Raw genomic sequence first — 20,984 nt, 5'->3', positions numbered from 1 at the left:
CTGAGCGCTCTGCTCCGTCAGGACGGCAGCGGACAGAGGCTCGCCGTGAAGACGACCGTCTCGTCGGTCTCGTTTCTCGCGCCGTGGGTGACGCCGCGCTCGTGGTGGACCACTCCGGGCGCGTCGATCCGCTCGCTCTCCTCCCCCTGAATCACGGTCACCGTCCCCTCGAGCACGTGAAAGACGTTCGTGCTGTCGGCGTGCTCGTGGGCCTCGAGTTCCGCGTTCGGTCCGAGTGCGAACGCCTTCACGAGCACGTCATCAGTGACGACCAGTTCCGCGGTCTCGACCTCACCGTCGGCCGGCTCGAGGTCGGCGATCGAATCGGCGTACGTATCGAGCATGGTCGGTCGGTTCGACGGGACGCGGTATAACGGCGGGGGAAACGGAGACCGAAACCGGCTGTTGAGCGGATGCACCGCTTCGGTTCCGTGATCGGCGCGAAAAATTCGATCTGCGGTCCAAACGACTCGGTCTCGAGGCGAGGAGGAGTTAGTCTTCGGTTTCGGTCGGCAGCTTGTTCGCGGGTTCCTGCGTGATGTTTTCCGAGACCGTCCGGCGGTTGGCCTCGCCGATCCGGTCTGCGACCTCGCCGACGACATCCTCGAGGTGACTCTGGACCTCGCTGTCGTCGTCCTTGACGAGCGCGCCCTCGCTGCCGTCGGCCCCGAAGTCCGGGTGGATCGGGATCCGGCCCAGCAGCGGGACGTCGTACTTGTCGACGATGGTGTCCGCACCGCCGGTCCCAAACAGGCCGTGTTGGTCGCCACAGGACGGACAGATGAACGAACTCATATTCTCGACGACGCCCAGAACCGGCGTGTCGTGTTTGTTGAACATCTGGATCCCCTTTCGAGTGTCGTCTAACGCCATCTCCTGGGGCGTCGTGACGACGACCGAGCCCGTCACGGGCATCGACTGGAGCAGGTTCAGCGTCGCGTCGCCGGTCCCCGGCGGCAGGTCGACGATGAGATAGTCGAGTCGGCCCCACTCGACGCCCTCGAGGAACTTCATCATGAACTTGTTGACCATCGGGCCGCGGAGGATCGCGGGGTCGTCCTCGTCTTCCATCATCATCCCCATGCTGATGATACGGACGCCGTCCGAACGGGGCGGAACGATCTCCTCGTTGGGCGTGACGCCGGGATCGCTCTCCGGCGGGAGGATCTGCGGGACGTTCGGCCCGTGAATGTCGGCGTCGAGCAGCCCGACCATCGCACCGCGTTTGTCGAGTCCGGCGGCGAGGTTGGCCGCGACCGTCGTCTTCCCGACGCCGCCCTTCCCGGAGGAGACGGCGATGACGTTGCGTACTCGCGGGAGGACCTCGTCGTCGAAGCCGTGGTCCTCGCCGACGTGGGCGCGCAGATCGGCCTCGAGGCCGGCGTCCTGGATGATCTCGCGGACCTGATTGCCGATCTCCATCTCGGAGGGCGCGTAGGGCGCGTTGAACGCCAGCGAGATGCGGGCGGTCTCGTCGTCGATGGTGACGTCGTTGACCAGACCCAGCGAGACGATATCCTCGCCGATGTCCGGATCCTCGACCCCCTCGAGTTTGATTTCGAGTTCGTGTTCTGTGATGCTCATAGTGACTGTGTGCTGCGAATAGAGGGCGTGCAACGGGATACGTGTGATGGTTCGATACTCGAGAGGTGGGGCTCACGGGTGACGGAGTGGGCCCTGCGGGAGCGAGGTGCGAAAAATGAAACGCGGTGTTCGGATGCGATTCGAGGAGCGGTTACGGCGGGCCGACGCTGCTGATCGGCTCCGGCGGGCCGCCGTAGAAGACGACGCCGATCAGCACGGTCAGGACGAACATCCCGACCCACATCGACGTCGTCAGGCCGACGAGGTAGCTCACGCCGGTCAGTCCGGCCTTCGTGTCGCGGGGTTCACCGAGGAACCAGGCCGCGAGCATGATGTAGACCGGGACCAGGATGACGGCGAAGATGATGTAGGTCCCCTCGTTGGCGAAACCGGTGAAGCCGGCCGTGCCGTCGTATCCGTGATACAGGAGTTCCGACGGGATCGTTGTCAGTGCTGAACTCATGCTTCCACCTCCGGTTCGGTCGCTTCCTCACTGTGCTCGTGGTCGCCGCGCATGTGTTCGATCGCGTGGAGTTCGACCACCGGGACGAGCTTCGAGAGGTTAAGGAATAAAAGTACAACCAGCCCGGTCGTCCCGACGAGCGAGAGCCACTCGATCGCGCTCGGGAAGTAGGTCCCGGGCGTGTTGGCGTAGATGTCGAACGTCGGGTGCAGGAATCCTTCGACGACGAAGAGGATCTTCTCGGTCAGAGTCCCGGTAAGGATGATACCGCTGGCGATGAGCGCTCGCTTCTTGCTGAACAGGGCCGGACGGATTCCCTGCAGGAAGATGTACACGAGCGTGCCGAAAATCATCGTCATCGCAACCTGGTAGACCGGGTGGGCGATCTTCGCCTCGATCGCGACCGCATTGTTGGTCGGTCCGAGGAAGACGCCGTTGATGATCGTCTGGAGCTGGAACCACAGGAACAGCAGAGTGAAGAACCCGAGCCACAGGAGCAGCCCGCGGAAGATGTCGTCAGTGATGATGTGATCCCAGTCGTAGGCGCGGCGGAACGCATAGGAGATGATCATGATACCGCTGATCGCCGACATCAGCGCGATGCTCAGGAACATCGGCCCCTGAATCGCGCCGGTCCAGCCGGGCATCGCCGGCAGGAGCGCGAACAGCCACGGAATCACGCCGCCGTGGAGCAAGAGCGGGGCCATGATGATGACTGCGGCTGCGAGCCACCAGACCATCCGATCGATGACCTCGTCTTCTTTCTTCGTGTAACCGATCGTCATCACCTTGTAGATCGGCTCGAACATGTCCGGCAGATCGTCACGCAGCCGGTTGACGTCGTAGCGCAGCGTCAGGCCGAGATAGGTCGCCGACAGCACGAAGTAGGCCGTAATGACGGTCACGTCCCACACCAGCGGCGAGTTGTTGACCGTGATATGGTAGTGGCCGATGACGCTCGTGACCATCCGGTCCGGACGGCCCATGTGGACCAGAATGTAGAAGCCGGCGGCCGAGAGGCCACCGATCGTGGTCATCTCCGCGAGCCGGGCGACCGGCATATACCGGTCCATTCCGAGGAGTCTGACGGCGGCCGAGAGGATGATGCCGCCGTGTGCGACACCGACCCACCAGATGAACGCGCCGATGTACAGTCCCCACGTCGAGCCGCCACCGCTCCCCCAGTCGCCGAGGCCAGTAACGATCAGCCCTTGCTGAAGCTGGTAGGCCCAGGCGATGAGGAACGCGACGAGTCCCAGTGCTGCGATCCCGTAGACGATAAAGTACTTTTTCGTGAGCGTGTTGATCGGACGGAGGATGTCCGCTTCGGTTGGCTCCTTCGTGCTCATAGCGACACCCCGTCGATGCCGCCGACAGTCTCGTTATCGAGAGCCTCCTGCCGCTTGTCGAGCAGGTCGACGTCCTCGTACTTGGTCGGCCCCTCGACCTGGTGGGCCTCCGGTCCAGGCTCCTGCCCGAGGTAGGTGACGTTCGGGTTCGTCCCGACGTCCTCGAGTAGCTGGAACGAACTCGGATTACCCGTGTACTGTTCGAGGCGGAACTGTGCGTCCCGCTCGCTACCCTCGCCGAGTTGCAGGTCGTCGCGCGCCTCCTCGCTCTCGAGATCGACGTACTGCTCGAAGGCCTCGACGGCGGCGATGATATTCTGTTCGTTCTCCAGGATGGTGTTGTTCTCTTCGTCGCCGGGCTCGGTCCCCTCGCTGACGATTTCGATCGCCTTCATGATCGCGAGGATGTCCTCGGTGAGACCGTCGATATTCTCGATCGCGGTCTCGAGGTCGTCGCCGTCGCTGAGGGCGCTATCGATCTGGTCCGCCGACGGAGCGGTTTTGGTGCTGTCAACACTGTTTGTTAGATGAATGATCGCTCGGCTCTTGACCGGGTGCTCGCGGTGCTGAGACGGGTCACTCTTCTCGTCTTCGACGTTCCCGAACTGGATCGCGCCCGGCGGACAGGCCGTTTCGCAGGCGCTCGTCCCGACCTTGTCTTCGCCCTGTTTGCCGTCCTGCATGGACGGACACATCGTACACTTGCTCATCGTCCCTCGAGGTGCGCGGCTGTCGACCCACCGTTCGCCGTGTTCGTACTTCGCGTGAGTGATCTGGTCAGGATTCTCCGGATTCTCGTTCCCGTCGATGTCCTCGTAGGCCACGCTGGGCTCGTCCCACTGGAAGTAGTTGACGCCGTAGGGACAGGCGACCTGACAGTACCGGCAGCCGATACAAACGTCGTAGTCGGTCAGGACGAGACCGTCCTTGTCGCGAGTGTGACGGGCCGTCGTCGGACAGACCTTCTCACAGGGAGCGTCCGTGCAGTGCTGGCACGGCCGCACGAGCATGTTGAACTCGCTCCCCATGTTGAAGTCGGAGTAGACGTCGGTGTTGTCGTCTTCTCCTGGCCCACCGTGAAGCTCGTCCTCCCAGGCCATGACGTACATCCAGTTGACGCCCTGATCGAGGTCGTTCTCCTGCGTACAGGCCGTCATGCATGTGAGACAACCGTCACAGCGCTCGAGGTCGATCGTCATCCCCCACTGGGTGTCTCGCTCTTCGGTGGTCTCCTGACGGGGTTCACTGTGTCCGCCTTCTTCAGCAGCGAGGTTCTCTTCCGGACCGTCGTCGACGGTCCCCCAGGCACCGAGCCCGACGGCCGCCGCGCCGACCCCCATCTTCTTCATCGTCTCGCGACGGGTCTCGTCGCCGTCGCCGTCGAAAGCGTCGAGCATCTTGGAGGCGGTTCCCTTCGCCTCCTCCTGTGCCGCCTCGTAGGCCGCTTTGGTCGGACGCTCGTCCTCGCCGAACTCCTCCATCACGTCCTCGTGATGTTTCTCGTGGAATTCGGCTTCGGAGAGCTCGCCCTTGGTGACCCGCATCGCGTCCTGGGCCATTTCCATACCGAGGTCGCTGTCGTACTCGGTATCGTCGAGCATCGTCTCGAGTTCGTCCTCCCACTCTTCGCCGAGCGGGTGGAATGATTCATCGTCCGTGCTCATTAGATCAGAACACCTCTGAATATGACACTGGTGTCATGCCGGAGGTACTCGACGGCATACACTTGAAATCGTTCATTTATCTATCCTCATTCCCCCTCTCACAACCGTACTCGGATGAACTACCGACCCGATTTCCAGCGCGTGAGAATCGACGCGAACATATTCGCAAGTATAAGTAGGACGGGTCGGAGCACGGCCGGCGATCGATCGGATAGCGTCTCGCGTCGAACGATCCCGTTTAGGTGCTCGCGAGTTCCTCTTCGAGCGGTTCGTTGCTGTCGACGCCCGGGAGGTCCTCGACGAATCGTTTGATTACCGCCTCCTCGGCCCGATGGAGCGTCTCGCTGCAGGTCGACTTGGCGATGTCGAGGTGGTCGGCCAGTTCGGTCAGCGAGGACTGGCGCGGCGTGTCGTAGTATCCCTCGTCGACCGCCGCGACGATCACCTCGAGCTGGCGCTCCGAGAGCAGTTGGCTCTCGTGGAGCCGCTCGCGAACGTGATCGATCCGATACTGCAGGCCGAAGTGCTCGAGCTGTTCGGCGAGTTCGGCGAGGCGCTCGCGGGAGCCGGTGACCTCGATTTTCGCCTCGCCGTCCTGGATTTCGACCGGGAGCTCGATGGGCATTCCCGACTCTCGAGAGGAGAACAACAGGAGCGGTGCCGTCGTCTCGAAGTGGACCGTCGCCTCGTTGTCGCTCCACTGGGCGAGCGTGATTTCGGTGAGCTGTGGGTGATCGTTCATGGCCTCGATCACCTCGGGGACCGCCGGACCGGCGATCCGGACGAGGGCGAAGCCGGACTCGGACCCGGGGACGGCTGCGAGGACCCGGAAGGTCGACTCGGGATAGTCCGTCGATATCTGCTGGATCCAGACGTCCTCGGGCATCGTGAGAGTGAGGGTTGCTTGGGCCATACGAACGTGTTCCGCTCGAAACTATATACCGGTGGCTACGAATATGTTCGGCAAATTCCCGTCCGGCGGGAAGATCGGGAATCGCGAACACGTTCGGACGAACGACCAACCGATCCCGGATCGAACCCGAAACCGATGGCAACGAAATCCACCGACCGAACGCTCGACGTCAGAGAGATCGACGGCCCGCCGTTCGACGACATCGTGGCCGCCCTCGAGGACCTCGAGGCGGAGCACCGGCTGCGACTGATCGCTCCGTTCGAGCCGGAACCGCTCTATGAGGTGCTCGACGACCGCGGGTTCACTCACGAGAGCGAGGAACGCGAGGGCGGCGTCTGGCACGTCCTCATCGAACACGCGTAGCGACCCGGCCCGGAACCGATCATGTTCGCACGAAGGACGATGCGGGACTCGTTCCGAGTACGAAGTGCATGACACGACTCGACGTCAGGGACATTCCGCCGGTGAACCGCCATCCCACGATCCACGACGAGTTCGACGCCCTCGAGCCGGGCGAGTCGCTGACCATCGTCAACGATCACGAGCCGAAGCCGTTGTTCTACGAGTTCGAGGCCGAGGTCGACGAGTTCGATGCTGACGGCTACGAGGTCGAACAGGTCGCCCCTGACGAGTTCGTCGCCACCTTCCCGAAAGTAGAGACGTAATTCGGGCGGGATCGAACGCAGCGGACGATTGTCCGCTCGCTGGCTCCGCTCTGACCGAACACGTACGGGGCGAACGATAGCTCCCGCGGGACCGAACGAGCACGTATGTCGACACCCACCACCGTCGCCGACCGCACCGATGCGCCGAACGACCGCCCGCGAGAGACCCTCGACGTGCGGTCGCTCGGACCGCCGAACCCGCTCCAGCAGACCCTCGAGCGCCTCGTCGAACTGCCCGACGAGACGGTACTTGTCCAGCGCAACGACCGCGCTCCGCAGTTCCTCTACCCGAAACTCGAGGACCGAGGCTACCGCTACGAGACCACCGAACTCGAGGACGAGGTCGTGACAGTCATCTGGAACGACTGACGCCCGCCGGCTCGAGGTGCTCGCGCAGGATGTCCGTTACTCGCTCGGATTTTTCGTGGTGAACCCAGTGACTCGCGTCCGGCAGTAACTCGAGACGGCTCTCCGAGCAGAACCCCGCGCTGTCGACCGCGAGTTCGGACACCAGCGCTGCGTCCGCTTCGCCCCAGACGACGAGCGTCGGCACGTCGACCCGGTCAGTCGACGGACTCGGCGGGTATCGTGCGGTCGCTCGGTACCAGTTGAGCATGCCAGTGAGCGCACCGTCCCGGTCCCAGGCGCGACGGTAGCGGGCCAGGTCATCGTCGCTGAACGCCCCCGGCGCGGCGGTTTCGCGAAGGGCTCGCTCGAGCAAGCGATAGTCAGCGTATCGGCAGGCGAACTCGGGGAGCCACGGCAGTTGGAACGCCGCGGCGTACCAACTGCGGCGCAGTTGCTCGGGGTTCGAGACGAGTTGCCGCCGATAGGCGGTTGGGTGGGGGGCGTTGACGACGGCGAGTCGATCGACCGTCTCCGGGCGGTGGAGTCCGAGATCCCAGGCGACCATGCCGCCCCAGTCGTGGCCGACGACGCGTGCGGCGTCTCGGTCCTCCGTCGCGATCAGGTCGGCGACGTCTCGCGACGATTCGCGAATCCGGTACGGTCGCACGCCGGTCGGTTTCTCGCTCAGGTTGTATCCGCGCAGGTCGGGGGCCAGGACTCGGTATCCGGCCTCGACCAGCGGTGCGATCTGGGACCGCCAGCTGTACCAGAACTCGGGAAAGCCGTGGAGCAAGACGACCAGTGGATCCGTCTCGTCGCCGGCCGCGACGACGTGTAACTCGATCCCGTTGACCGTCCGATAGGTCGATTCCGCGTCGACCGTCGACGGGATGACGGACCCGATTTCCCCGCTCGTGACCATCGACCGCGAAGTTGCGCCCATCACGTCTCCGTGCATCGCCGCCCCTCATATCGATTGGGCAGGCACCGCCGCGAAATCCCGGGCCTCGAGCCGCCGATACACGGACGTCGAGCGGTCGGAAATCGCCCTGCAGACAGTCAGCGGCGAGGGGTACTTAACTGCCCACGATATCGGGGGTTCGGTCGACTCGATTACTATTCGTCGAGAACCGTCGTGATGGTTGATCATACGTCCACTCCTATCCCCGAGTGAGGACAATGACCCAATCCCAACTCAACCGGCGGCATGTACTGCAGGCGATCGGGGTGACCGGCGCGCTGGCGGTGGCCGGCTGTCTCGATAGCGACGCCCAGGGGAACAGCGCTGGAACCGACGAGCCGGCGGCCGAGGAGGGACTGCCGGCGGCGAAAACGGCCGACGTCGACCGGATCGCGCGGGATCCGACGGACATTCCCCCACCGGTCGACTGGGACGAGCCCCGTGAACACGACGTCACGATCCGGACCGAGCGGGTGACCGCCGAGATCGAGCCGGGGGTCACCTTCGACTACATGACCTTCGAAGGGCAGGTCCCCGGCCCGATGGTCCGAGTCCGGCGCGGCGACCGGGTGAACCTTACCTTCGACGTCCCGGAGGATCTGAACGTGGCCGCCCACAACATGGACTTCCACGCGGTCTACGGCCCCGGCGGCGGGGCCGACGCGACCACGATCGCGCCCGGCGACGACCCCACCCAGATCAGCTTCACCGCTGACTACGCGGGCGTGTTCATCTACCACTGTGCGATCCCGAACATGGATCAGCACATCAGCAGCGGCATGTTCGGTTCGATCCTCGTCGAGCCCGAGGACGGCCTCCCCGAGGTCGACACCGAGTACTACCTCGGCCAGCACGAGATCTACACCGACGGCGACGTCGGTGAGAAAGGCCACCACGGCTTCGACTTCGACGCCATGCTCGCCGAACAGCCGACCTACGTCGTGTTCAACGGCCAGGCCTACGGCTTCGCCCCCGACGGCGGCCAGCCGATGCAGGCCGAGACCGGCGAGACCGCACGGGTCTACTTCGCCAACGGCGGTCCGAACCTGCTGAGCTCGCTCCACCCGATCGGGAACGTCTGGAGCCGCTACTACCGCGATGGCGACCTCCTGACCGAACCCGAGCGCAATATCGAAACCGCACCCGTCGCGCCGGGGACGACGGCCGCCGCCGAGATGGAGTTCCCGGTGCCCGGGCCGGTCAAGATCGTCGACCACGCGCTGACCCGCGCGGCCCGCCGCGGCGCCCTCGGCGTCATCGACGTCAGCGGCGAGCCCACTCGAGACGTCTACGACGAAGACCCGTGAGCGGGACCGTCCCGCTCCCCCATCAGCTCTTTTCCGAACCTATCCGTTCCCCGTTCGACCTGCCTGCTCGACTCGACGCCGCTCGAGGCGATTCGGAGCCGCCGCTCGCGGACGATACCGGCTGCGGAGTCGTCTCGCCGTCGTGAACCGGCCGGTCCGCCCGAGACCCACGTCACGTCCAGACGCGGAGGCAGTCGGTCGAGCAGAAGTGGAGTTGGACGTGCTCCTGCCCCGCCGGTTCGACGTGGGTCGTTAACGTGTATGCAACCTCGTCGGCGTCACAGTTATCACAGTGCATACTATCAACACCGATGAAATAGTCCTTGAGTATACAGTTCTTAACCGATCGAACGCGAGCATTCGGCGCGGTAGTAACGAATTAAGATCCGGTAATTAGCTATTGAACGAACGACTCGAGGGGCGATTCCACCGGTAAATCAGACCGTCGCTCCGTCTTCGGCCTCGAGCAGCTCGTGGTAGCGGTTTCGGATAGTCACTTCGGAGATACTGGCGACCTCGCTGACGTCGTTCTGGGTGACCTGTTCGTTCGTCAGGAGCGCGGCCGCGTAGACCGCCGCGGCGGCGAGGCCGACCGGGGACTTACCGCTGTGAATTCCCTTCTCTTTCGCCGTCGCCAGCAGGTCGCGAGCGCGCAGTTCGGTCTCGTCGGAGAGGTCGAGGTCGCTGGCGAAGCGGGGAACGTAGCTCTCGGGATCGGCCGGCTGGACCTCCAGTCCGAGTTCCCGGACGACGTATCGATAGGTGCGGGCGACCTCGGGTTTCTCGACGCGGGAGACGGCCGAGATCTCGTCCAAGCTGCGCGGGGTGCCGGCCTGGCGAGCGGCGGCGTACAGCGACGCGGTCGCGACGCCTTCGATCGAGCGACCCGGCAGGAGGTCCTCCTCGAGGGCGCGCCGGTAGATGACGCTGGCGGTTTCTCGGACGTTCTCCGGGAGGCCGAGCGCGGAGGCCATCCGATCGATCTCGCCCAGCGCCTGCTTCAGGTTGCGTTCCCTGGAGTTGCGAGTCCGGAAGCGCTCGTTCCATGTGCGCAGGCGCTGCATCTTCTCGCGTTGGCGGGAGCTCAGGGACTTCCCGTAGGCGTCCTTGTTCTGCCAGCCGATGTTCGTCGAGAGCCCCTGATCGTGCATCATGTTGGTCGTCGGCGCACCGACGCGGGACTTCTCGTCTTTCTCGGCGGCGTCGAAGGCGCGCCACTCGGGGCCGCGGTCGATCTCGCCCTCGTCGACGACCAGTCCGCAGTCCTCGCAGACGGTCTCGGCGTGTTCGTCGTCGGCGACCAGTCGGCCGCCACACTCCGGACACTGCTCTCGCTCGCGGGCGGTTTCGGCCGACGCTTCGCTCTCGGTTTCGGGCTCGGTCTGCTCTCGCTCGTCAGTCCGCGTTCGAATGGGAGTATCGGTCATTGTCAGCGAATCGGGAACCAATCGCTGGAAAACGTTCTCTCGTCTATTTTAACGGATTCCTGTCACTTAAACGCTGGGGGTAACGAGGACGGGACGAAACCGAGACGGGCTCCGACACCCGACGCGCGGGAACGCGGCCTGCGGTCGCGCCGGCCGTATCGAAACCCTTACTCTCCGGAGGCCGGTGCGAACACGTATGAGCGACGACGCCGTCAGTCCCGAGGAGGTCCGCCACGTCGCGGATTTGGCTCGCGTCGACCTCGCAGACGACGAGGTCGACCGGTTCACCGGGCAGTTCGCGGACATCCTCGAGTACTTCGAGACGTTAGACGAGGTGCCGGAAGTCGATCGGGACGCCGACCTCGCGAACGTGATGCGACCGGACGAGGAACGCGCCTCGCTGGACAGCGAGGAAGCGCTCCGGAACGCGCCGGAAACCGAGGACGGCTACTTCAAGGGGCCGAACGTCTCATAACCATGTCGGAGAACATTTTCATCACCGAGGAGGGGATCGAGGGAGCCGAGGACGGCCCTCTCGCCGGCAAAACGGTCGCGGTCAAGGACAATATCTCGACCGAGGGCGTCCGGACGACCTGCGGCTCGCGGATGCTCGAGGACTACGTGCCGCCCTACGACGCGACAGTCGTCGAGCGCCTGAAAGACGCCGGTGCGACCATCGTCGGCAAGGCTAACATGGACGAGTTCGGGATGGGGACGACCACCGAGACCTCCTACTTCGGCGAGACGGACAACCCCGCCGCACCGGGCCACGTGCCCGGCGGCTCTTCGGGCGGCTCTGCGGCCGCCGTCGCCGCCGGCGAGGCCGACCTCGCGCTCGGTTCCGACACCGGCGGCTCGGTCCGCTGTCCGGCCGCCTTCTGTGGCGTCGTCGGCATCAAACCCACGTACGGGCTGGTCTCGCGGTACGGCCTCGTGGCCTACGGCAACAGTTTAGAACAGATCGGTCCCTTCGGCGAGACCGTCGAGGACGCCGCCGAACTGCTCGACGTGATCGCCGGGAGCGACGAACGCGACGCGACCACTCGCAGCGAGGGCGACGACTCGAACTACGCCGACGCCGCGACCGGCGACGTCGACGGGCTCCAGATCGGCGTTCCCACGGAGTTGCTCGAGGGGGCCGACGAGGGCGTCGTCGAGACGTTCTGGGAGGCCCTTGGCGAACTCGAGGACCGCGGTGCGGAGTATCACGAGGTCTCGCTGCCGTCGGTCGAGCACGCCGTCGAGGCCTACTACGTGATCGCGATGTCGGAAGCCTCTTCGAACCTCGCGCGGTTCGACGGCGTCCGCTACGGGCACTCGGGCGGCTACGACGGCAACTGGAACGAGACCTTCGCTCGGGCCCGCGAGGAGGGCTTCGGTGACGAGGTCAAGCGACGGATCCTGCTCGGTACCTACGCGCTCTCGGCAGGTTACCACGACAAGTACTACAAGAAGGCCCAAGACGCTCGCGCGTGGGTCAAGCAGGACTTCGACGAGGCGCTCTCGGAGGCCGACGTCCTCGCGAGCCCCACGATGCCGGTCCCGCCGTTCGAACTCGGCGAGAGCCTGGACGATCCGCTCCAGTTGTACCTCGCCGACGCGAACACGGTGCCGGTCAACCTCGCCGATCTGCCCGCTATCTCGGTTCCGGCGGGCGAAACCGACGGCCTCCCCGTCGGCCTCCAACTCGTCGGTCCCGCCTTCGGCGAGGAGCGGTTGATCCGCGCTGCGAGTGCGCTCGCCTAACCCGCTCGAGCGCCTGCAGACCGGGATCGACCCAATGACGGTGGTGACGGGGTGACTGACCGAGGCATAGATTTTTATACTGGTTTTCCTAACAGCCATCTAACCGAAAGAATCGCTCGGTTAGACCGTTATGAAGATCGCACAGGATCAGGAAGTCGAGTTCGACGAGTTCTCGCGGGCGTGTGACCTCGTCGAGGCGTATTTCGGCGAAACCATCGACGACGTCGCGCTCCATGCACCGATCTCACGTCGGCAGCTCATCGCCGTCCTCGCTCGCGCACAGCTCTCCGGCCGCCAGTTCGCGATCGACGGCCTGACCGATCAGGGGGAGGTCGTCTACCAGTCCACCGACGAGACCCTACTGTGGCTCGACGGCGGGTTCTGGACCGACATGCGCGGGAAACACCACCTGGATCCCGACGAGGGCCGGGCCGCACGCGAGGTCCACCGGCGGGTCATCGAGGCCGTCGACGGCGACGTCTCCTACTACAATCGCGAACGAGACCCGTTCGTCCTCATCGAGCGATTCGATCTCTACGAGTAGCGGTCGCGAATTCGGGCCCGACCGGACTCCGTCGTGGAACCCGATATCTGTCGCCTGCTCGAACGTGTACCTATCAGATTATACGAATATATCGTTCGCGTGAGAGAATCGCTCGGTGACGCTTTGCGTGCCTCCACCGTCGCTCATCGCTACGGTGTATTCATGTCACGCGCTTATTTGTCAGCGAACCGTACGTACCGTGTGCCGATCGCACCGGATCCCGCGGAAGTATTCGACCGGGCGGTCACGGAAGGGCAATGACAACTCGATCAGTCGCTGCTCGAGTTCGCGTCGACGAGTTTCATCGTGGGATTCACATCGTCTTCGGCATCGCCGCGCTGGGCGTCGTCGACGGGCTGGTCGAACCCCAGTTCGGGTACGTCGTCGGATTCCTGTTGGCCCTCGGCCCCTTCGACCACGTCGTCGTCACTGCGATCCACGTCTTTTTCGGGATCTGCTTCGGTGCCGCGGTCGGCTACGGTGCGCTGGTCGAGACGGTCGTCGTCGCGACCGCGAGGAACCTCGTCGGCGGAATCGGGCTGGTCACGTTCACGCACGTCGCTCAGGTGCGGGGCGCAGAGGAATCGAGCGTAAATTCGCGAGCATGCCGAACCAGGCCGAGACGCCGAAACGCGGACGACTCGACACCGAGCGCTCGAGGCGCTTCCGGGCGACAAATCCGCAAAATCCGTTTTCGGCTCGTTCGGTCGGCCGGGGCGGCGATTATTCCTCGTACGCGAGGTTCATGATCCACTGCGAGAAGGCGTCGCTGTTGGGATCGACCTCTTCCTCGCCGATAAAGGGCGAGAGCATGTCGCCGGCCATCAAGAGGGTGAAATCGAGGTCTCGAGCGGTCGGCGAGATGTAGTAGGTGTTGTGACCGTCGTAGACCGTCTCCTCTCGGTCGACGAGTTCCTTCTCGACGAGGGACTCGACGATCCGGCTACCCTTCCGCGAGGAGACGTCCAATTCCTTCCAGAAGTCGCTCTGGTGGATGCCGCCGGACTCACGAACGAGTTCGAGACCGGCCCGCTCGTCGTCGGTGAGTTCGGCTTCGGCCGCGGAAACGCTCACGGTGACCACCTCACCGTGTGCGTCGCTACTGGCAGGAGTGCGTCCATATCCATACGAGATGGAGCGAGCCGCTTAAATGTGCCCTTCGCCGTCGACTGCCGGGTCGTCGCCCCGACGGTCGCTCGCGAGGTCGACGGCCGTGCCGGACCCCGCGGTGACGGTCACGCCCTCGTAGCTCGTCCGACAGGGCGGGCCGGGTGCGTAGGCGTATCGCGTCAGCTCCGGACCGAGCGCGATCAGCGACGACGACCGGGTCCCGAACCCGTCTCGATGGATACAGACGCCGTACTCGTGATCACCGAGGACGTCGCCCGCCCGCTCGAGCCACTCCGCGGCCGTCTCTCCCGGTTCGGCCGCGAGCGCCTCGCGCACCGCTCGAGCGTTCGCCGCTTGCTCACGTCCCGCTTCAGACCGAATCGACGGCACGTCGACGTCCTCGTCGACGGCGACGTTGACGACGATGTGAATCCCCGGCTCGAACTCGGTCAGGGAGAGCGCGCCGTCCCACTGGTAACAGAACGCGTCCGCTTCGTCCGCGACGACGAGGTAGAAGCCGCCGTACTCGTCGGCATCGGTCGCGTCCTCGACGATCGATTTCGCCGCCGCGGCGGACCGCGCCTCGAGCGCGTCGGCGACGAGCAACCCGCGCGACCGTTCGCCGGCGAGGTCAGTGTCGGTCCACTTGTTCGTCAGTCCCGCAAAGACGCCGTGTTCGTTGTAGCCGATCCACGTGCCGCCGGCCTCGGCGTCGCGCGGCGCGACGATCAGCGGCTCCTCGTCGTAGACGGCGGGCGGAGTCGACTCCCGGCCCAGCGCTTCGTCGCGGTTGGCGGCGACCGCGACCGGCGCGTCGTCGAAGACCTGCCAGGCGAGCGTGAGCGTACACACGACTCGGGGTAGGGACGCCAATGCCTTAACTTCCGTTCCAGCGGCAGTCTCACCGAGACGCGGATAACGAGCGACCGGCGGTCACACCGCGTCGGTGACGTCCGTCCCCGCCTCGAGCAGGCGCTCTCGAACCGCCTCGCGATCGACGGTTCCCGAGGCCGTCCGGGGGAGCGCGTCGGCGAAGCCGATCGTCTTCGGGCGCTTGAACCCGGCGAGGCGCTCGTCGCAGTGGGCGAGCAGCGACCGGGGCTCGAGGACCCGATCGGCGTCCGGTCCCGTCTCTGTCCTCGTCTCCGAATCGGGAACGACGAGCGCCGCGACCCGTTCGCCCCACTCCTCGTCGGCGAGCCCGACGACCGCGGCGTCCTCGACGCGGGAATGCGCACGGAGCGCGGCGACGACCTCGCCGGGATCGACGTTCTCACCGCCGGTGACGATGCGATCGCTGCGGCGGTTGAGGATCCACAGGCGGCCGTCGGCGTCGCGATAGCCGACGTCGCCGGTGTGGAAGCCGCGTTCGCCGAACACCGCCGCAGTCTGCTCGTCATCGAGATAGCCTGGCGTCACCGTTGGTCCCGAGACGACGAGTTCGCCTGGCTCGCCGGATTCGACCGGCGAACCCGTCCCGTCGACGACGGAGACGTCGGTGAAAAGCAGCGGCTGTCCCACGGTTCCCTCGTGTGTTCCGGTCTCGGCGGGCGTCGCCGTCGCGATCTGGGACGCCGTCTCGGTCATCCCGTACGTCGGATGGGCCGGAACGCCCGCCCTTCGGCAGCGCTCGAGCAACTCGTCGGACGCGGGCGCGCCGCCGAGCAGGACGAACCGCAGCGCGTCGGCCGGCTCCCAGCCGGCGTCGAGTAACCGCTTGCACATCGTCGGAACGAGCGAGACGCCGGTCACGTCGTAGTCGTCGAGCACACGAGCGGTCGATTCCGCGCCGAAGTCGCGCTGGATCACTACGGTCGTCCCGTACAACACTGACCGAATCACGGGAGCCAGTCCGCCCATGTGATACATCGGGAGACAGCACAGCCACCGATCGGCCGGATTCGCGCCCAGCCGGAACGCCGAAGCGGTCGCGCTCGCGACGAGGTTGCCGACCGTCAGCCGGACGGCCTTCGGCTCCCCGGACGTGCCGGACGTGAACATGATCAACTGGGTGTCGTCGCGCTCGAGCGGGACCGGCTCGACCGACCGGCTCTCGAGACCGGAATCCGTCACGTCGCTCGAATCGGACGGGACCAGTGACCCCGTTCGGTCCCTCCCCGGCTCGTCCACCGAGCGAACGTCAACTGCGGTGTCGGCAGCGATCTCGAGCGCGGCGGCTTCGGTCTCGCGCTCGCAGACGATCGCGGTGACGTCCGTCCGTTCGACCTTCGCCGCGAGTTCGCCGGTCGTCTCGCGGACGTTCAGCGGGACCACCGTCGCGCCGGTCCGCATCGCGGCGAAAAAGAGCGTCGCGAAGGCGGGACGGGTGTCCATGAGGAGGCCGATCCGCTCCCGATCGTCTCGCTCGGTACCGCTCCCCGCGAGGACGCGGTCCTCGAGACGCGACGCGACGCGGTCGACGCGGTTATCGAACTCGCGGAAACGCCACGCCGTCCCGGTCTCGATATCGATCAGCGCCGTCTGCTGTGGCGTCGCGGCGGCGCGATGGGCGACCAGATCGCGCGTCGGCCAGTCGACCGGCTCGCCGATCATCGATCGCCCCACACGTCCGAGACGCCGAGTCCCTTCGCCTGCGGGACGACGGCCGACCCTTTCTCGAGCAACACGGGATCGCGACCCAGATCGGTCGCGAGCAGTTCGCCGGTCGCGAGCCCGCAGGCCGGCACGTCCGGAATCGCCGCCGCGAGGTGGACCGCGCCCGTCCGAGCGACGACCCCGTCGATCGTCGTCGTCACCAGCGGCGTGACGTCGAGTTCAGTCAGCCAGGCCGCGACCTTACGGGCCACGTCGATCCCGCCCAGCGCCATGGGTTTCAGGACGACGACGTCCGCCGCGCCGGCGTCACAGATCGCGTCGACGCCGTGCTCGAGCAGCCCCTCGTCGAGCGCGATCGAGACACCGGTCTGCAGCTCGCGGAGGTCCGCGTGGCCCTCGAGCGCGCCCGCGGGCAGCGGTTGCTCGAGGATCGAAACGCCGAGGTCGCCGAAGGACTCGAGCGCCGACCGGGCCTCCTCGTAGGTCCAGGCCTCGTTGGCGTCGGCCCGCAGTTCGACGCCGTCGCCGACGGTCTCGCGAACGCGGCGGACGCGTTCGACGTCCTCCTCGACGCTCCGGAGGCCGACCTTCAGCTTACAGGAGCCGAAGCCGCGATCGACGGCGGCGCGGGCCTCCTCGGCGGTCTCGGTCGGCGATCCGTCACCGATCGTCGCGTTGACCGGCACGCGACCGACCATCGGCCCCTGTCCGAGGTAGCGGTACAGCGGCGTCGACTCGCGGGTCGCCTGCAGGTCCGCCAGCGCGAGCGCCAGTGCGTGTCGGGCCGCGACCTGCCGGTCGACCGCCTCGAGCGCCTCGCTCGGGCCGTTCGTTCGAATCGCGTCCCGTGCGCGCTCGAGGGCCGCCTCGCAGTCCTCGCGCGACTCCGTCCAGCCCGACAGCGGCGTCGCTTCGCCGTAGCCGACGGCCGGATCGTCGCCGGGGCCGTCCCCGCTCGCCGCGTCGTCGACCAACCGGACGAGAAAGCCGTCTCGGGAGTCGATCGCCCCGTCCGCCGTCTCGAGGGGCTCGGCCAGCTCCAGCGAGAACGAGCGGTACTCCAGGGAGAGATCGTCGTTCGGACTCATAGCGCAACCAGTCCTCCAGCGAAACAGATCGCGTATATCGCGAGCAGTTTGCCCGTCTGCTCGAGCGCCGGGTTGAGCGCCTCACCATCGGTTCGCGTACAGACCGTTCGGGCGACCATCGCGGCGTAGGGGAGCGTCACCAGCGGGAGCAACGCGCCGGGGCCGACGTCCGCGCGGAGCCAGAACCAGACGGGCACGACGTAGGCGAGCGCGAGCATGGCGACGTACTCGATACGGCTCCACCGGTAGCCGAGCCGGACCGCGAGGGTTCGCTTGCCGGTCTCGGCGTCGGTCTCCCGGTCGCGAACGTTGTTCACGATGATGATGGCCGTCGAGAGCCCGGCGACCGGCAGGCTCGCCGCGACGGCTTCGCGCGTGATCGTCCCCTCGGGGATCGTCGTCGCAAGCGGCTCCGCGAGGACGGCCGCGGCCTGGACGTAGTAGGTTCCCGTCACCGCAATGAGGCCGAAGAAGACGAACACGAAGAGATCGCCCAGCCCGTGATAGCCCAGCGGGTAGGGACCGCCGGTGTAGGCCCAGCCGCAGAAGACGCTCACGAGCCCCACGACGAGGATCGGAAGCCCCCCGACGTAGACGAGATAGGTACCGGTGAGGATCGCCAGCCCGAACGTCACGGCGGTCGCGAGCTTGACCTGTTCGGGGGAGATGAGCCCTGATTGGGTGACGCGGGTAAAGCCCTCGCGATCCTCGGTATCGGCACCCTTGACCGCGTCGTAATAGTCGTTCGCGAAGTTCGTCCCGACCTGAATCAGCGCCGCACCGACGAACGCTATCACCGCCGGCAGCGGCGCGAACACGCCCTCGTGGACCGCCAACCCCGTCCCCACGATGATCGGGGCCGCAGCCGCGGGCAAGGTCTGGGGGCGGGCCGCCATCAGCCACGCCTTCGTCCGTGAAATATCGACCTCGGCCGAACTCATTGTACGAGTGTCCCACTCGAGAGAGTGTCAACGTTGGCATTGCGAGTCGCCGCCCCGACCTACCCTCACGCCGCGGGGACCACCAGCTCGAGGGGTTCCATGTCGAAAAAAGCGGTCTCGTACCCCTGGTGGCGGGCCGCTTGCGGCGGCGATTCGATCTCGAGCATGACCGAATCGCCCGGTCGAACGTCCGCACCCGATCGTCCGTAGTGGAGGCCGACCTCGGCGTCGAGCGTCTGCGTCAGTTCGAGGTCCTCGACTGTCGAACCGTCCCGTCGGACGACAGCGCGCAGCGACGTGTTCACCAGCGGAACGCGGTTGTACGGCGTTCGCGGCGAGACGAGCAGGTATCGCCCTTCGCCGTCTGCCAACTGCGAGTCGGACTCGAGCAGCGTGACGACGAACGCCGCGTCGCCGCTGCTGGGAAGGTCGTCATCGGCGTTCGCGTCTGCCGCTGCGTTCGATTCGACCAGCCGCGTGCCGGGAACGTCGGCGGCCGGCGGTAGCGCGGAGTACGGGCGTTCGGCGTTGGAACTCCCGTCGCCGTGCGCCATCGGCTCGAGCGCCCCCCGTTCGCCCCAGCGCTCTCGCTCGAGCAGGTCGATCCCCTCGACGACCGCCTCGCGGAACGCCCGATCGTACGCGAACTCGAACGTAGCGGACCCGCCGTCGGTGAACCGGTCCGCGAGGGAGCCGGTCCGCCGCGTCGGCAGCGGCGGGAGGTCGACGCTGACGGTGTAGGTGTCGTCCGCCGGCAGCGTGAGGTTGTCGCCGAAGTGGAGACCCATCTCCTGGGAGAGCATGGGCCAGAGCTGTCGCGACGTGACCCGCTCTCCCCGCCGAGTAATCGTCACTCTCGGCTCGGCGTCGCCGGGGAGGACGACGCCGGTCTCCCGATCCCAGCAGACGAGCATGAGATGGACGCCGCGACCGGCCGTCGGTTCGACGCGGTGTCGGTCGGTCCCGGTGACGGTCCAGAACGGATGCGGATACGAGAGCATCGGCGCGAGCGCGTACTCGCCGGCAGTGACCGGCTCGAGGACCCGCATCGACTTCCGGTGGCCGGGGAGGTAGACCGCCTCGGGCGGGTCCTCTATTTGCGGGATCGGGGCGGTTCCCGAGACGTCTGGAGAGTCGGTCCCGTCCCCACCGTCATCGGCGCTGCCGTCGCTCTCGCCGGGCTCACTGCCCGGTGCCGCACAGCCCGCGACGGCCAGTGCCGCCGGGAGCGCGGTCGTCCGCCGGAGGATCGTTCGTCGGTTCATATCAGCTGTGGACTCGAGTAACGCTGCGACCGCTCGGTCACGTCAGTAGTGCCACGGGAAGTCGTCGAAGTCCGGCTCGCGACCTTCCACGAACGCGTCCCGCCCCTCCTTCGCCTCGTCGGTCATGTAGCCCAGCCGCGTCGCCTCGCCGGCGAAGACCTGCTGGCCGACCATCCCGTCGTCGGTCATGTTGAACGCGTACTTGAGCATCCGCATCGCCGTCGGGCTCTTGGAGTTAATGCGGTCGCCCCACTCGAGGGCGGTCTCCTCTAACTCCTCGTGGGGAACCGCTTCGTTGACCATCCCCATCTCCGCGGCCTCCTCGGCGTCGTAAGTCTTCCCGAGGAAGAAGACCTCGCGGGCCTTCTTCTGTCCGATCTGTTTGGCGAGGTAGGCCGAGCCGAAGCCGGCGTCGTAGCTCGCCACGTCCGGATCGGTCTGGAGAAACTTCGCGTGCTCCTCGCTCGCGAGCGTGAGATCGCAGACCACGTGCAGCGAGTGACCGCCGCCGACGGCCCAGCCCGGAACCACGGCGACGACCACCTTCGGAATGTGGCGGATCAGGCGCTGGACCTCGAGAATATGGAGTCGTCCCTGTTCCGATGCCCGTTCCTCGTCGCCCTCGTACTGATACCCGTCCTCGCCGCGAATCGTCTGGTCGCCGCCGGAACAGAACGCCCAGCCGCCGTCCTTCGAGGATGGCCCGTTTCCGGTCAGCAGAATACAGCCTACGTCGGTCTGGCGCTTGGCGTGGTCGAGCGCGTCGTACAGTTCATCGACCGTTCCGGGTCGGAAGGCGTTGCGGACGTCGGGCCGATCGAACGCGATCCGGACCGTCCCGGAGTCGACCGCTCGATGGTACGTGATGTCCTGAAACTCGTCGTTTAGCTCCGTGGGATCCCATTTCTCAGGATCAAAGAGTTCCGAAACCATTGGTTCGACGTTGGTGTGCCGGGCGTGAAATAGGTTCGCGTCCGCCGTCGCTTCGACCGTCCGGTGGCGACTCGTCGTCTCGTCGATTCGTTGCCGGTCGCTATTCGGGGTGCCCGGTTC

General features: G+C 65.9%; 24 protein-coding genes. 7 read left to right on the top strand and 17 right to left on the bottom strand.

Going from position 1 to position 20,984, the window contains the following annotated elements:
* Positions 1-17: 17 nt before the first annotated feature.
* The 6 genes from LDH66_RS20770 to LDH66_RS20745 all read right to left on the bottom strand — a co-directional run bounded on the left by LDH66_RS20770 (position 18) and on the right by LDH66_RS20745 (position 5,973).
* The gene (locus LDH66_RS20770) at positions 18-344 is read right to left on the bottom strand and encodes a cupin domain-containing protein (RefSeq protein ID WP_226482991.1); all 327 of its coding nucleotides are present in this window, start codon (positions 342-344) and stop codon (positions 18-20) included.
* Positions 345-492: 148 nt separating this feature from the next.
* Positions 493-1,584, bottom strand: coding sequence for an Mrp/NBP35 family ATP-binding protein (locus LDH66_RS20765; RefSeq protein ID WP_226482990.1), 1,092 nt, complete (start codon positions 1,582-1,584; stop codon positions 493-495).
* 151 nt (positions 1,585-1,735) lie between these two features.
* Positions 1,736-2,047, bottom strand: coding sequence for a hypothetical protein (locus LDH66_RS20760; RefSeq protein WP_226482989.1), 312 nt, complete (start codon positions 2,045-2,047; stop codon positions 1,736-1,738).
* The gene (gene nrfD, locus LDH66_RS20755; protein WP_226482988.1) at positions 2,044-3,396 is read right to left on the bottom strand and encodes an NrfD/PsrC family molybdoenzyme membrane anchor subunit; all 1,353 of its coding nucleotides are present in this window, start codon (positions 3,394-3,396) and stop codon (positions 2,044-2,046) included. The genes LDH66_RS20760 and nrfD overlap by 4 nt, the downstream gene beginning before the upstream one ends.
* Complete coding sequence (locus LDH66_RS20750; RefSeq protein WP_226482987.1) at positions 3,393-5,060, bottom strand: 4Fe-4S ferredoxin N-terminal domain-containing protein; 1,668 nt, start codon at positions 5,058-5,060, stop codon at positions 3,393-3,395. The genes nrfD and LDH66_RS20750 overlap by 4 nt, the downstream gene beginning before the upstream one ends.
* 238 nt (positions 5,061-5,298) lie before the next feature.
* Positions 5,299-5,973: a helix-turn-helix domain-containing protein gene (locus tag LDH66_RS20745; RefSeq protein ID WP_226482986.1), complete on the bottom strand. Its 675-nt coding sequence runs from the start codon at positions 5,971-5,973 to the stop codon at positions 5,299-5,301.
* A gap of 135 nt (positions 5,974-6,108) precedes the next feature.
* On the opposite strand from LDH66_RS20745, the gene LDH66_RS20740 reads away from it, so the two are divergent.
* The 3 genes from LDH66_RS20740 (at position 6,109) to LDH66_RS20730 (ending at position 7,007) form a co-directional block, all read left to right on the top strand.
* Positions 6,109-6,336 carry a DUF2249 domain-containing protein gene (locus LDH66_RS20740; protein ID WP_226482985.1) on the top strand — a complete coding sequence of 76 codons (228 nt, stop codon included), beginning with the start codon at positions 6,109-6,111 and terminating at the stop codon, positions 6,334-6,336.
* 68 nt (positions 6,337-6,404) lie between these two features.
* A complete protein-coding gene (locus LDH66_RS20735; protein ID WP_226482984.1) occupies positions 6,405-6,638 on the top strand; it encodes a DUF2249 domain-containing protein in 234 nt (77 codons plus the stop codon).
* 105 nt (positions 6,639-6,743) lie between these two features.
* Positions 6,744-7,007 (top strand): DUF2249 domain-containing protein, encoded by a 264-nt coding sequence (locus LDH66_RS20730; RefSeq protein ID WP_226482983.1) that lies wholly within the window; start codon positions 6,744-6,746, stop codon positions 7,005-7,007.
* Here LDH66_RS20730 and LDH66_RS20725 read toward each other — a convergent pair.
* Positions 6,991-7,929, bottom strand: a complete 939-nt coding sequence (locus LDH66_RS20725; protein WP_226482982.1) for an alpha/beta fold hydrolase — start codon at positions 7,927-7,929, stop codon at positions 6,991-6,993. The genes LDH66_RS20730 and LDH66_RS20725 overlap by 17 nt on opposite strands.
* A 236-nt stretch (positions 7,930-8,165) precedes the next feature.
* Between LDH66_RS20725 and nirK the strand changes: the two genes are divergently transcribed.
* Positions 8,166-9,254 (top strand): copper-containing nitrite reductase, encoded by a 1,089-nt coding sequence (nirK, locus tag LDH66_RS20720; protein ID WP_226482981.1) that lies wholly within the window; start codon positions 8,166-8,168, stop codon positions 9,252-9,254.
* Between the two features lie 172 nt (positions 9,255-9,426).
* Here the strand turns inward: nirK and LDH66_RS23030 are convergent, their stop codons facing one another.
* Positions 9,427-9,552: a hypothetical protein gene (locus LDH66_RS23030; RefSeq protein ID WP_264182568.1), complete on the bottom strand. Its 126-nt coding sequence runs from the start codon at positions 9,550-9,552 to the stop codon at positions 9,427-9,429.
* A gap of 139 nt (positions 9,553-9,691) precedes the next feature.
* Positions 9,692-10,681, bottom strand: coding sequence for a transcription initiation factor IIB (locus LDH66_RS20715; protein ID WP_226482980.1), 990 nt, complete (start codon positions 10,679-10,681; stop codon positions 9,692-9,694).
* A 196-nt stretch (positions 10,682-10,877) separates the two neighbouring features.
* Here LDH66_RS20715 and gatC point away from each other — a divergent pair, with 196 nt between their 5' ends.
* From gatC to LDH66_RS20700, 3 genes are all read left to right on the top strand, one after another.
* Entirely contained in the window at positions 10,878-11,156 is a 279-nt protein-coding gene (gene gatC / locus LDH66_RS20710) for an Asp-tRNA(Asn)/Glu-tRNA(Gln) amidotransferase subunit GatC (protein WP_226482979.1), read from the top strand.
* 2 nt (positions 11,157-11,158) lie between these two features.
* Complete coding sequence (gatA, locus tag LDH66_RS20705; RefSeq protein ID WP_226482978.1) at positions 11,159-12,427, top strand: Asp-tRNA(Asn)/Glu-tRNA(Gln) amidotransferase subunit GatA; 1,269 nt, start codon at positions 11,159-11,161, stop codon at positions 12,425-12,427.
* A gap of 130 nt (positions 12,428-12,557) precedes the next feature.
* Positions 12,558-12,971: a DUF8048 family protein gene (locus LDH66_RS20700; RefSeq protein WP_226482977.1), complete on the top strand. Its 414-nt coding sequence runs from the start codon at positions 12,558-12,560 to the stop codon at positions 12,969-12,971.
* A 269-nt stretch (positions 12,972-13,240) separates the two neighbouring features.
* On the opposite strand, the gene LDH66_RS23330 is transcribed toward LDH66_RS20700, so the two are convergent.
* The 8 genes from LDH66_RS23330 to LDH66_RS20660 form a co-directional block, all read right to left on the bottom strand.
* Positions 13,241-13,528, bottom strand: a complete 288-nt coding sequence (locus tag LDH66_RS23330; protein WP_425492982.1) for a hypothetical protein — start codon at positions 13,526-13,528, stop codon at positions 13,241-13,243.
* Between the two features lie 166 nt (positions 13,529-13,694).
* The gene (locus LDH66_RS20690; RefSeq protein ID WP_007108567.1) at positions 13,695-14,045 is read right to left on the bottom strand and encodes a helix-turn-helix transcriptional regulator; all 351 of its coding nucleotides are present in this window, start codon (positions 14,043-14,045) and stop codon (positions 13,695-13,697) included.
* A 72-nt stretch (positions 14,046-14,117) separates the two neighbouring features.
* Positions 14,118-14,933, bottom strand: coding sequence for an NRDE family protein (locus LDH66_RS20685; protein ID WP_226482976.1), 816 nt, complete (start codon positions 14,931-14,933; stop codon positions 14,118-14,120).
* 81 nt (positions 14,934-15,014) lie between these two features.
* Positions 15,015-16,634: a class I adenylate-forming enzyme family protein gene (locus tag LDH66_RS20680; RefSeq protein WP_226482975.1), complete on the bottom strand. Its 1,620-nt coding sequence runs from the start codon at positions 16,632-16,634 to the stop codon at positions 15,015-15,017.
* Complete coding sequence (locus tag LDH66_RS20675; RefSeq protein WP_226482974.1) at positions 16,631-17,725, bottom strand: mandelate racemase/muconate lactonizing enzyme family protein; 1,095 nt, start codon at positions 17,723-17,725, stop codon at positions 16,631-16,633. Before LDH66_RS20675 ends, LDH66_RS20680 begins: the two co-directional genes overlap by 4 nt.
* A complete protein-coding gene (locus LDH66_RS20670) occupies positions 17,722-18,666 on the bottom strand; it encodes a 1,4-dihydroxy-2-naphthoate polyprenyltransferase (protein ID WP_226482973.1) in 945 nt (314 codons plus the stop codon). Before LDH66_RS20670 ends, LDH66_RS20675 begins: the two co-directional genes overlap by 4 nt.
* A 65-nt stretch (positions 18,667-18,731) precedes the next feature.
* Positions 18,732-19,931: a DUF7350 domain-containing protein gene (locus LDH66_RS20665; protein WP_226482972.1), complete on the bottom strand. Its 1,200-nt coding sequence runs from the start codon at positions 19,929-19,931 to the stop codon at positions 18,732-18,734.
* A gap of 42 nt (positions 19,932-19,973) precedes the next feature.
* Positions 19,974-20,864, bottom strand: coding sequence for a 1,4-dihydroxy-2-naphthoyl-CoA synthase (locus tag LDH66_RS20660; RefSeq protein ID WP_226482971.1), 891 nt, complete (start codon positions 20,862-20,864; stop codon positions 19,974-19,976).
* Positions 20,865-20,984: the final 120 nt, after the last annotated feature.

Origin of the sequence: Natrinema amylolyticum (assembly GCF_020515625.1) — an archaeon.
In the GTDB taxonomy this organism is placed as follows: domain Archaea; phylum Halobacteriota; class Halobacteria; order Halobacteriales; family Natrialbaceae; genus Natrinema; species Natrinema amylolyticum.
Note: the sequence above shows the minus strand (reverse complement) of the source record. Positions and strands in the feature narration are given on the sequence as shown.